The following is a 10,619-nucleotide window of genomic DNA, read 5'->3' as shown; positions in this document are numbered from 1 at the left end:
CTGACGACCGAAACTTACTAGCTACAGCACAAGAACGCCATGCTAAATTTTTTGTGGAATGGTTACAGCCTGAAAATTTAGAAGATGAGACGGTCGTAGATGAGACGGTCGTCAGCCAGCTTCTTTGCATATCCCTACTCCCTACTCCCTACTCCCTACTCCCTATTCCCTATTCCCTTTGAATAACTATGTTGGCTTTGCTCCCTCTGATTACCTTCACTGTTTTATTTCTCTTCATCTATCGTTACAATTCTTGCTGGCGTAGTTCCCTATTGTGGGCAGCTATTACTTGGGGAGTCTTATTAACCTTTATTACTGAAGTTTTAAGTTTATTTAAGTTAATTACTTGGGGTTGGATCGCGGGAATCTGGGGTTTACTGAGTCTGACGTTGATTTTTGCCTACTTTCGGACTGTTAAACCAGGACGAGTCACCCTCACCCAAGATTCACAACATGGGATTGGGCAAAATCGGATTGGGCAAAGCTCACCCTCCACAAACGGGCAAAACCCAAGGGATAGGAATGACCAAATCTCTGGTTTTTTACTGGTCTTACTTGGAGGTATAGGATTTCTGGTCGCTATCGTAGGCTTAACTGCTATCGTTGCGCCTCCCAACACCTGGGATTCCATGACTTACCACATGAGTCGTGTGCTTCATTGGATGCAGCATCACAGTGTTGCCCATTATCCTACCCATATTCCCAGACAGCTTTACCAAAACCCTTGGGCTGAATTTACGATCATGCATTTTCAACTCCTGAGTGGGGGCGATCGCTTAGCTAATCTTGTCCAATGGTTCAGTATGATTGGTAGCGTGATTGGGGTATCTCTGATTGCTCAACAACTGGGAGCGACTATACGAGGACAGATTTTTGCTGCTGTCGTCGCTGCGACTATTCCGATGGGAATCCTACAAGGGTCAAGTACCCAGAATGATTATGTGGTTTCGTTCTGGGTGATTTGTTTGGCATACTTTATTATTTTGACTCTTACAGCAAGTTTCGCCCCCCTAGCCCCCCAACTTTGGGGGGAAATTGAGTTAAAATCCCCCAGAATTGGGGGATTTAGGGGGCTTGCAGCTAAAGGTAGTGAGGTTAATTCATCTGAAAACGGCTGTAAATCCAGAGTTAGCTGGATTAATATAGTAGGGGTTGGTGCTACCATGGGCATGGCTATTGTGACGAAAGCAACAGCCTATATTTATACATTCCCCTTATTTATCTGGTTTTCACTGATCATGATTAAGCGCCTAGGTTGGCGATGGTGGAAGCCAATTTTAGCGGTAGGGATTATTGTTATTTCAATTAATCTTGGTCACTATATCCGTAACTTCGACTTGTATGGCACTCCAATTGCTACGGCTTCAGAAGAACTACGATATACTAATGAAATTTTTACAACGTCAGTCTTAGTCTCCAATATTTTGAGAAATATTGGTCTTCACCTGGGAACACCGATTGGGATTATTAATGCTATATCTAATAAGATAATTAATTTATTCCATCTGGTTTTAAGTGTAGATATTAGTGACCCCCGCACCACCTATACCGGAAAGTTTGGGATTCCTGGTGGCTTATCAACTCTGGGAATTAATGCTACAGAAAACAACACCAGCAACACCCTTCATCTAGTTTTAATTGTTTTCTCTATCATCGCTTGTTTCATCCAACGACAGGGTCGAAAGCAACGCTATATACTCAGTTATCTTGCTGTTATTATTAGCATATTTATACTATTTTGTTTCCTGTTGAAATGGCAATGGTGGAACAGTCGGCTTCATTTACCAATTTTCTTACTTTTTTCTGCAGTAGTCGGAATAGTATTGTCCCAAATTAAGCTACGTCAAGTTGCCAATGTTATAGCAGTGGTTCTGATCATCACATCATTACCATGGGCATTATCTGGTAGAGAACGACCTCTTGTCGGCGCTAACAGTATTTTAAACACTAGCCGTACTGAGCAATATTTTAACAGTAGGTCTCGAATCAGATTAGGTTACCTCGGTGCTATTGATGTTTTGAAAAGTAATAAATGTACAGATATTGGCATGTATTTAGGTGACAATGACTGGGAATACCCATTATGGATACTGTTACAACAACAGACTGATTCACCAGTGATAATTGAACATATAAATGTTAAGAATGCATCAGCCAGTAAGTCTGAACTTTCCACCAACAATAGCAAATTTATTCCTTGTGCAATTTTTTCAACTAAACCTGAACCTGATAAAACTAACCAAGGCGAGCAGATAACTTACCAAAATAGAAGTTATACCCAAGGCTGGTCAAAAGACAAGGTCAAAATTTTCCTTAGTCAAAAATAATCCTGATTTTCTCCGTAATTCTAAATTAGATTTTAAGCTATCAGCCGTCAGCCGTCAGCCGTCAGCCGTCAGCCGTCAGCCGTCAGCGGTCAGCCGTCAGCCTTAGCTGATAGCTGATAACTGATAGCTGATAGCTGATAGCTTAATTCATCTAGTTGATAGTAGTATGGCTGAGCTATGCTGGAAGCAAGTGTTTAATGACCCTCTTGATTAGCTGGATGAATTGGATATTTTCAGAACCCTTAAGGGTAGAAAAAATCACAGTTGCGATCGCGGATTTACCTACGTCATTGCGAGGCACAAAACTTGTACAACTATCCGATTTACATTATGATCGACAGCAGTTACCAGGAAATATCTTAGCTGACGCTATTGAAGCCGCTAATCAAGCTGAACCTGATCTAGTCGTCTTAACTGGCGACTACGTAACCAATAGCCCGACTCCTATTTATCTACTAGCGCGGCGATTGAAGTACCTGGAAAGTCGCCATGGAATCTATGCTATACTGGGTAACCATGATTTAGCCTGGCGTCATTCAAAAGCAACAATTACTCAGGCTCTAACTAAGATTGGTGTGAAGGTGTTGTGGAATGCGATCGCTTATCCGTTTGGAGCACAATTACCTCTAGTAGGACTTGCTGATTTTTGGTCTGGTGATTTCAATCCTGGTCCAGTGCTCAATCAACTTGACCCCAAAACACCCCGGATTGTCTTATCCCACAACCCTGATACTGCGGAGATATTACAGCGTTGGCGAGTGGATTTGCAGTTGTCTGGTCATACCCATGGTGGTCAGATTGTGATTCCAGGAATCGGACCTGCGCCAGCATTTTTGAAAACTATCCGGAAGTATATTCCTAGATCTGTGCAGCCCTGGATACCCTATTTGAAAGTATGTTCAAAAGTAACTAACCATTGGGAATGGTCCGAGGGTCTACATCGGATCGGTAGAAACCAGTTATATACTAATCGTGGTTTAGGAACTTATTGGCCAGGTCGTCTATTTTGTCCACCAGAAGTTACAGTAATTACGTTGAATTAAGAATGTAGAATTAAGAATTAAGAATGTAGAATTAAGAATGTAGAATTAAGAATTAAGAATGTAGAATGGGGAATTAGGTAAGCATTCAGCTGTGAGCCTAAAGCTCACGCTGCGCGAAGAGCTTATTTTATTCAAAAGCACCTCAAGTAGCGATGCAGAGGTGCGACCCGTGGCGAATTTAATTCGCCTACGGAAAACGCACCATTACGGTCTTGGGGGTTCCCCCCATGAGCGACTGCATCAAGACAGCGTGCCCGTAGTGCATAAGTTGATAACTGTCTGTTCGCGTAGGGCATTAGCTGATAGCTGAATACTTACGGAATTGCCAATTCTCAATTCTCAATTCTTAATTCTCAATTCTCAATTCTCAATTCTTAATTCCCAATTCTTAATTCTTAATTCTCAATTCTCAATTCTCAATTCTTAATTCTTAATTCTTAATTCTCAATTCTTAATTCTATAATTACGTTAGTAGGTAGCCAGTTTTTTGTTCAATGTAGTCTATTATCTTATGATAAATGTCTGGATATTTTTGTTCGCTAATAATGATGGGCATGGAACTGTCAGGTAACCAAAAGGTTAATCTCTGATTTGGGTAGTGACAAAAACTACTGATTTTGTTGAGGTCAAGGATATAATCATGACGCTCGTAATTGAATGTAATCCAAAAACCTGAAGGTGATCGTGCTGATAACTTTTGAATGTAGTTGACCACTCGTTGATAACCGTCTGGGTCATTTTGACGGTTGACAATAATGGGGATAGTACTATCGGGTAACCAGAAGGTTATTTTTCCGTTGGGACCATGGGTGAATGTACTAAGTCGGTCCAGATCAATGACATATTCTCGATGATCGTAATTAACTTTTATCCAGTAACTCACAAAACCTCCTTATTGAAATAATGGGTTGGTAATACTAGCAATTACCAATTCGATGGCCAAAGGCCAAGCTACGCGAACGATTCGAGTTAATCACTTTAGCAAAGGGAACAGGGAACAGGGAATAGGGAACAGGGAACAAAAATGATCACAATTCATTTAGGATTGCTCTTCTTATTGAGATTACTGGTTACTTGTTGTTAATTAACACTGGTTACTGGTTACTAGTTATTTATTAAAGGATAAATAGTTAACCAGGATAAGAAAAATTTAGAATTTAGAATTTAGAATTTAGAATTGGATTCTTCATTCTTAATTCTTAATTCTTAATTCTTAATTCTTCATTCTTAATTCTTAATTCTTAATTCTTCATTCTTAATTCTTCATTCTCTTAAGACTGTCCCTGAATTGAGCGAAAGTTGGAAGCCCCAACCGACACGAAGTAGATTGGGGTACTTCACTTTTGCCTAGCTGCTGATCAAGCTAAGTCATATTTCAGGGCTTTATTCCTCAGAGCCGGATAATTTCTGTGGAATCATCTTTTGATCGAGGGTAATTATCCGGCATGATGTCATTAATACCCTAATCTGCGACATATGTGACATCACATACTCAAGAGCTTACTTCCGCAACGGATTGCTGGTTTTGGCTAGTACTGCCGTTAGTACTAGACTGTTTAACCTGCCCTTTGTCAAGGGTAGCTTGCACAAATCCGAGAAACAATGGATGGGGATGACTGGGACGGGAGCTGAATTCTGGGTGGAACTGAGTGGCAATAAAGAAGGGGTGTTGTTTCAATTCAATCATTTCCACGAGGCGACCATCGGGAGAAGTACCACTAATCACAAAACCTGTTTCTAGAAATAGGTTACGATAAGCATTATTAAATTCATACCGGTGGCGGTGGCGCTCATAAATGACTTCTTCTTGGTAGAGGGAAGATGCTAGAGTATTAGGTGCTATACGGCATGGGTATAGCCCTAAACGCATGGTACCGCCTAAATCCACTACATCTTGTTGCTCTGGCAATAGATGAATGACGGGATTCTTGGTATCAGTGAAAAACTCGGCACTATGGGCTTCTTCTAAGAGGGCTATGTGCTTTGCCCATTCAACTACAGAACACTGCATCCCTAAACATAAGCCCAGCAAGGGAATCTGATTTTCCCTAGCATACCGAATTGCCTCAATTTTGCCATCTACTCCCCGAATCCCAAAGCCTCCAGGAATAAGGATACCGTTAAAACCGTTTAGGAAGGGTTCAGGACCGTAAGCTTCTACATCCTCAGCACTAACCCAGTGTATTTTGATTTTGGTATCTTTTGCGATCGCAGCATGCTCCAAAGCTTCCACAACGGATAGATAGGCATCGGTTAGTTTGATATACTTACCAACAATGGCAATTTCAAGGTGGTGAGTGGGATGATGCAGACGCTCAACTAACCTCTGCCACTGGGTTAAATCTGGTTCCCGTTGCTCCATTTGGAATAACTCTAGGGTTTGCTGCGCCAGTCCTTCTTTTTCTAGCATTAGGGGCACTTCGTAGATACTGCTGGCGTCCTGTGCAGAAATAACTGACTCTACTGGTACATCACAGAATGCTGATATTTTATCTTTTAATCCGGGTGGCAAAGCGCGATCGCATCGGCAAATTAAAATATCTGGTTGAATCCCAATAGCACGCAATTCCTTTACGGAGTGCTGGGTTGGCTTGGTTTTTATTTCTCCAGCCGCAGGAATCCAAGGTAATAGGGTGACGTGGGTATAAAGTACGTTATTGCGCCCGACATCCTTACGGAATTGACGAATTGCTTCCAAAAACGGTAGGGATTCAATATCCCCCAATGTGCCACCAATTTCTGTAATCAACACATCAGGATTGGAATTTTGGGCAACTCGATGAATGCGCTGTTTGATTTCATTAGTAATGTGGGGAATCACCTGCACTGTCCCCCCCTGGTAGTCACCGCGACGTTCTTTATTGATTACGGCTTGATAAATCGAGCCAGTGGTGACACTGTTGAGGCGAGAGACGGAGGTATCGGTGAAGCGTTCATAGTGACCTAAATCTAAATCTGTCTCAGCACCGTCTGATGTTACAAACACTTCTCCATGTTGGTAGGGACTCATGGTTCCCGGATCTACGTTAATATAGGGGTCTAGTTTAAGAATGGAAACGGAATAGTTCCGGGATTTGAGTAAACGTCCCAAGCTAGCAGCAACAATCCCCTTGCCAATACTGGATACAACGCCTCCAGTAATAAAGACAAACTTAGTCATAATAGTATTAATATAGTAGCGCGATAGAGATTTATCTGGTTCATTGTGCCATACTACACCAGAGTTGTTTGCTGCTGCTAAGCTATCAGTAATCAGCTATTAGCAATCAGCAATCAGCAATCAGTAATCAGCTATTAGCAATCAGCAATCATTAATCAGTAATCAGCAATCAGGAATCAGCAATCAGCAATTAGCAATCAGTAATCAGTAATCAGTAATCAGCTTATGGGTTAACTCACAGCGTCGAAGCCTGTGCCACGCGCTACCCGAACAGCTTATGGCTTAACTCACAGCGTCGAAGCCTGTGCCACGCTGACCGCTGACCGCTGACCGCTGACCGCTGACCGCTGACCGCTGACTGCTGACCACTGACCGCTGACTGCTGACCGCTGACCGCTGACCGCTGACCGCTGATCGATGCACAACCCCTAGGATTCCTCATCCATTGGATTACCGAGGTCTAGATTACCGACGTCAAAGACAATTATAAATTCGGCATCAGGCATTAATCGTTTCAGGGCCCATAAATGTCCCTCTGCATCCGACCGGTTTCGGAAGCGAGCAACGACTCTCCGCTGCATCTTGGGTAACAGCCGAATGACCACCCACGGATGAAGGCGTTCAGAATAACTCATAATCAAACTATCTCCTTGTGTAAGGGAGCCAGAGCTAGCCCGTGGATATTGCACTCTCGTTGGGCTAGCTCTTGACTCCGGGCGTCTCAGCGCCCACTTTTATATTATAGCCTAAAAAAACTTATATTATAACATATTTTGAAAAGTTTTGTAAAAAACTGATCGGGAGTAGGGAGTAGGGAGTAGGGAGTAGGGAACAGGGAACAGGGAACAGGGAACAGGGAACAGGGAATAGGGAATAGGGAAAAAATCCTGTGTACCTTGATAGCTTATAGTTATGAAAAACGCTGTATAGCATTTATAAATAGGTCATAAACAATAGACTTCGCGGCAGTTGTTGGGAACAGGGAATAGGGAACAGGGAACAGTGGACAAGAATTGACGTAAACACTATCATAAAAATACTTTTGCAAGAGGTCTAATCTGGCTAATTTCTCATAACATCAAAAACCCTTCGGAGCTTATTGATACAGTCGCTAATGAGGGGACACCCAAGACCTCGCTGCATCGCTCTTTCCTACGATTCCCGATTCCCGATTCCCGATTCCCGATTCCCGATTCCCGATTCCCGATTCCCTGCCCCCTAAAACATTGAAAAACTACTTTACTTATTGCTATGGGTCTATTATTCTGTTTATTAGCTACTTTCTCCACTTCCATAATCCTTGGATACGCTAATCCTGTCAGTGGGCAAAGTGCATTTACAGCAATTTTCGCCCCCCTAGCCCCCCAACTTTGGGGGGAAATTGAGTTAAAGTCCCCCATAATTGGGGGATTTAGGGGGCTTGCAGCTAAAGGTAGTGAAGTCGATTCATCTGAAAACAGCTGTAATACTCCTAAGGTAAACGAATCTAGATCTAGAACAATGTCTTATCCTACTCAAGAGTCAGAATTCAGTAGTCAAGAAAATTTTCAAGTCAGTCAATCGTCTCCACAACTAAAACTTTATAGTGGTCTTCGGAGCCGAGCTACCATTGTGCAGTGGTATCTTGAGGAGTTGGGAGTGCCCTATGAGTATATCTTGCTGGATATGAAAGCTGGAGAGCATAAACAGCCGGAATACCTGTCGATTAATCCCATGGGTAAAGTGCCAGCAATTGTGGATGGGGACTTCAAACTTTGGGAGTCGGGAGCAATTTTGGTTTACCTAGCCAATAAGTATGGAGAAACTCCTAGTTCTTTGGAAGAACAGTCGGAGATTGTGCAGTGGGTGTTGTTTGCAAATGCTACCTTAGGACCAGGCTTATTTTTAGAAGATAGACGGGAGAAAGAAGCGCCCAGTTTGTTGAAGCCACTAAATGAACTATTAACGGATAAACCGTTTTTGTTAGGGGATAATTTCAGTGTAGCGGATATTGCAGTAGGGTCTTATTTAGCTTATGCCAAAATACTGGTAAATTTTGATTTTAAAGAGTATCCAGCTGTTGCTGATTATCTGATGCGTTTGTCTGAACGTCCAGCTTTTCAACAAACTATTGGTAATCGGTAATTGGGAGATAGGGAATCGGGAGTCGGGAGTCGGGAGTCGGGAGATAGGGAACAGGGAACAGGGAATAGGGAGTAGGGAGTAGTTGTATTTGGTGCGATCGCGTAGCGTGGCCGTAGGCCAAACGCGAACGCTCCAATTCAAAGTTTCTTCTTTTCTTTATTTTGAAGTTTTAATTTTTAATTTTTAATTACCCAAAGGGGTGAAAGAATACTGTACCTCATAAGTGCGAGGAACGCTATATCGATAGACAAAAGTAGTAATTGGTGGTAGTTATGCCACAAGATCAATCTTGATCTAGAATATCAGAAGTAAAAGGACAATCCTGGGGGAAGCAAGTAGATGGATAATCCTTGCTAACCACAAAGAGTGGATATCTGTAGCAATCGGAAAAGACCGATTCAAGATAAGGCTTGAGACTGGGAGATTCAGACAACAAAAGATTAATCTGTTCTCTCTGCTCATTGATCGTTTTTTCCCAACCTCGATAATCAGGCTCTGAATTCACGTACTGCCTTTTAAGCAAGTGTTCCATTAAAACCTTAAGTCCGCTCTGAATCTCTCGTTTATCTGTTCGCCCCAAGGTGGCTATTTCCTCAATTAAATTCTCTATGTCCAACTCATCAAAGTTTCTTGTTTTAAGTTGCTGACAATTTAGATCAGTCCACAGAACAAAATCCTGATTATACAAGTCACTATTACTCATTATTTGTTCATTATTTTATAGTTTTTGTAAGAATCACGGAGGTTTTTAAGTATCCGTACATTAAACTAAATTACTATATAGCAATTCTCATAGCTATGAGTAAAGTCACAGCGCTTGTGGCCTGTGCCACAAAGCTGACAGCTGACAGCTGAATACTTACTATTATAGCGTTTATCATAGCTATGAGGTACAGATAATTTGGGATTGCTATAACCCATTAGTGCGTCAGTGCAATAGTTTTTTTTAACCACTGAACTGATTCCTGGATCATAACCGTTAATAACAATCTTCCCATCTGCCACGCCACCGCCCCATATCTACCACACTTTCCACACTTTAAGTGTTTTACACCCTTACCACACTCTAAGAGATAGTGTGAATGCAATAGTTTTTCTAACCCCTTGCATCTTCTGAGAACTTGTGTTAAAATAACAGTATCGTTAAAGCAATGGTTTTTCCGCCATGATGATTTCTACCGCCCAAGCCGCTGAATTACTAGGTGTTTCTGCCACTCGCGTCCGTTTCCTTCTGGGCAAGGGCAGAGTGAAGGGGGCTTATAAGGTGGGTAGAACTTGGGTGATTCCTCTATTTGACGGTATGCCGGTGGTCACCCCTGGTACTCGCGGACCGAAGCGGAATTGGTCAAAGCGTACGGAGTACACGAAGGCTGTGATTCACGTTAATCAGAAGGTAATTCGCCAAAATCTCAAGAGCGGGGAGCGCAACCCTGTGATAACGGTCAAACGGGGTTCTAAAAATATTTATGGTCATACGGTAGAAGTTAATGGCCCCTGTCGGGTGATGTATCGTCCAGATGATCCTTTACATTGTGGGGCTAGGGTGTGGATTGAGACGATTTCTGATTTTAAGGTGAGCTGATTTGGCTACTTTAAGGACGACTTTCAGCATCGGATTTATGAACAAAACACCAGACTTTGATGATGAGATGCTACCTGAGTACCAGTTTGACTATCGCAAGGCAAAGCCGAATCGTTTTGCTCAGCAGCAACCAACTAATGCGATCGCACAAGCGCGGAAGCGTGGCCTTTTGGCCAAGGTCAATCCCAACCAAGTTCCAAAGACAACTTAGTGCAATTCGCTCTCGACTTCAAAAATTAGGTTTGTTGTAAGTCAGCTAAGTACAGGACAAAAAATGGAGAGAGTTAAGAAAAGCTGGGAACTGGTGGTCAAGATTGGTGAAAATTGAGCGCAGATAATCAAATCCCAAACGAAATAGGCTCTTGGCTCGTCGTTGATGGGAT

Annotated in this window: 12 protein-coding genes and 1 pseudogene; 6 read left to right on the top strand and 7 right to left on the bottom strand. The window is 42.3% G+C overall.

Annotated features, from left to right (window positions below; genetic code table 11):
- From F6J94_RS22910 to F6J94_RS22900, 3 genes and pseudogenes are all read left to right on the top strand, one after another.
- Window positions 1-182 (top strand): annotated as a pseudogene (locus F6J94_RS22910) (hypothetical protein); the annotation flags it as partial.
- 6 nt (window positions 183-188) lie between these two features.
- Window positions 189-2,327 (top strand): hypothetical protein, encoded by a 2,139-nt coding sequence (locus F6J94_RS22905; RefSeq protein WP_293044442.1) that lies wholly within the window; start codon window positions 189-191, stop codon window positions 2,325-2,327.
- 197 nt (window positions 2,328-2,524) lie between these two features.
- Window positions 2,525-3,370 carry a metallophosphoesterase gene (locus F6J94_RS22900; protein ID WP_293021665.1) on the top strand — a complete coding sequence of 282 codons (846 nt, stop codon included), beginning with the start codon at window positions 2,525-2,527 and terminating at the stop codon, window positions 3,368-3,370.
- Window positions 3,371-3,833: 463 nt separating this feature from the next.
- Here the strand turns inward: F6J94_RS22900 and F6J94_RS22895 are convergent, their stop codons facing one another.
- The 5 genes from F6J94_RS22895 to F6J94_RS22875 form a co-directional block, all read right to left on the bottom strand.
- Complete coding sequence (locus F6J94_RS22895; RefSeq protein ID WP_293044440.1) at window positions 3,834-4,253, bottom strand: hypothetical protein; 420 nt, start codon at window positions 4,251-4,253, stop codon at window positions 3,834-3,836.
- A 609-nt stretch (window positions 4,254-4,862) separates the two neighbouring features.
- On the bottom strand, window positions 4,863-6,530 hold the full coding sequence (locus F6J94_RS22890) for a CTP synthase (protein ID WP_293044438.1): 1,668 nt from the start codon (window positions 6,528-6,530) through the stop codon (window positions 4,863-4,865).
- Window positions 6,531-6,812: 282 nt separating this feature from the next.
- Window positions 6,813-6,953, bottom strand: a complete 141-nt coding sequence (locus F6J94_RS22885; RefSeq protein WP_293044436.1) for a hypothetical protein — start codon at window positions 6,951-6,953, stop codon at window positions 6,813-6,815.
- A gap of 5 nt (window positions 6,954-6,958) precedes the next feature.
- On the bottom strand, window positions 6,959-7,165 hold the full coding sequence (locus F6J94_RS22880; RefSeq protein ID WP_071107653.1) for a hypothetical protein: 207 nt from the start codon (window positions 7,163-7,165) through the stop codon (window positions 6,959-6,961).
- A 121-nt stretch (window positions 7,166-7,286) separates the two neighbouring features.
- Complete coding sequence (locus F6J94_RS22875) at window positions 7,287-7,463, bottom strand: hypothetical protein (protein ID WP_293044433.1); 177 nt, start codon at window positions 7,461-7,463, stop codon at window positions 7,287-7,289.
- 567 nt (window positions 7,464-8,030) lie between these two features.
- On the opposite strand from F6J94_RS22875, the gene F6J94_RS22870 reads away from it, so the two are divergent.
- Complete coding sequence (locus F6J94_RS22870; RefSeq protein WP_293044431.1) at window positions 8,031-8,654, top strand: glutathione S-transferase family protein; 624 nt, start codon at window positions 8,031-8,033, stop codon at window positions 8,652-8,654.
- Here the strand turns inward: F6J94_RS22870 and F6J94_RS22865 are convergent.
- Together F6J94_RS22865 and F6J94_RS22860 are read right to left on the bottom strand one after the other, a co-directional pair.
- Window positions 8,638-8,790, bottom strand: a complete 153-nt coding sequence (locus F6J94_RS22865; RefSeq protein WP_293044429.1) for a hypothetical protein — start codon at window positions 8,788-8,790, stop codon at window positions 8,638-8,640. The genes F6J94_RS22870 and F6J94_RS22865 overlap by 17 nt on opposite strands.
- A gap of 147 nt (window positions 8,791-8,937) precedes the next feature.
- Window positions 8,938-9,357, bottom strand: coding sequence for a DUF29 domain-containing protein (locus tag F6J94_RS22860; protein WP_293044427.1), 420 nt, complete (start codon window positions 9,355-9,357; stop codon window positions 8,938-8,940).
- 462 nt (window positions 9,358-9,819) lie between these two features.
- On the opposite strand from F6J94_RS22860, the gene F6J94_RS22855 reads away from it, so the two are divergent.
- Complete coding sequence (locus tag F6J94_RS22855) at window positions 9,820-10,236, top strand: helix-turn-helix domain-containing protein (RefSeq protein WP_293044425.1); 417 nt, start codon at window positions 9,820-9,822, stop codon at window positions 10,234-10,236.
- A 37-nt stretch (window positions 10,237-10,273) separates the two neighbouring features.
- On the top strand, window positions 10,274-10,447 hold the full coding sequence (locus F6J94_RS22850) for a hypothetical protein (RefSeq protein ID WP_293044422.1): 174 nt from the start codon (window positions 10,274-10,276) through the stop codon (window positions 10,445-10,447).
- The last annotated feature ends 172 nt before the right edge of the window (window positions 10,448-10,619 follow it).

This window comes from Moorena sp. SIO1F2, assembly GCF_010672755.1.
GTDB lineage: Bacteria > Cyanobacteriota > Cyanobacteriia > Cyanobacteriales > Coleofasciculaceae > Moorena.
The sequence above is the reverse complement of the archived record's forward strand: the minus strand, read 5'-3'. Positions and strand labels throughout refer to the sequence as shown.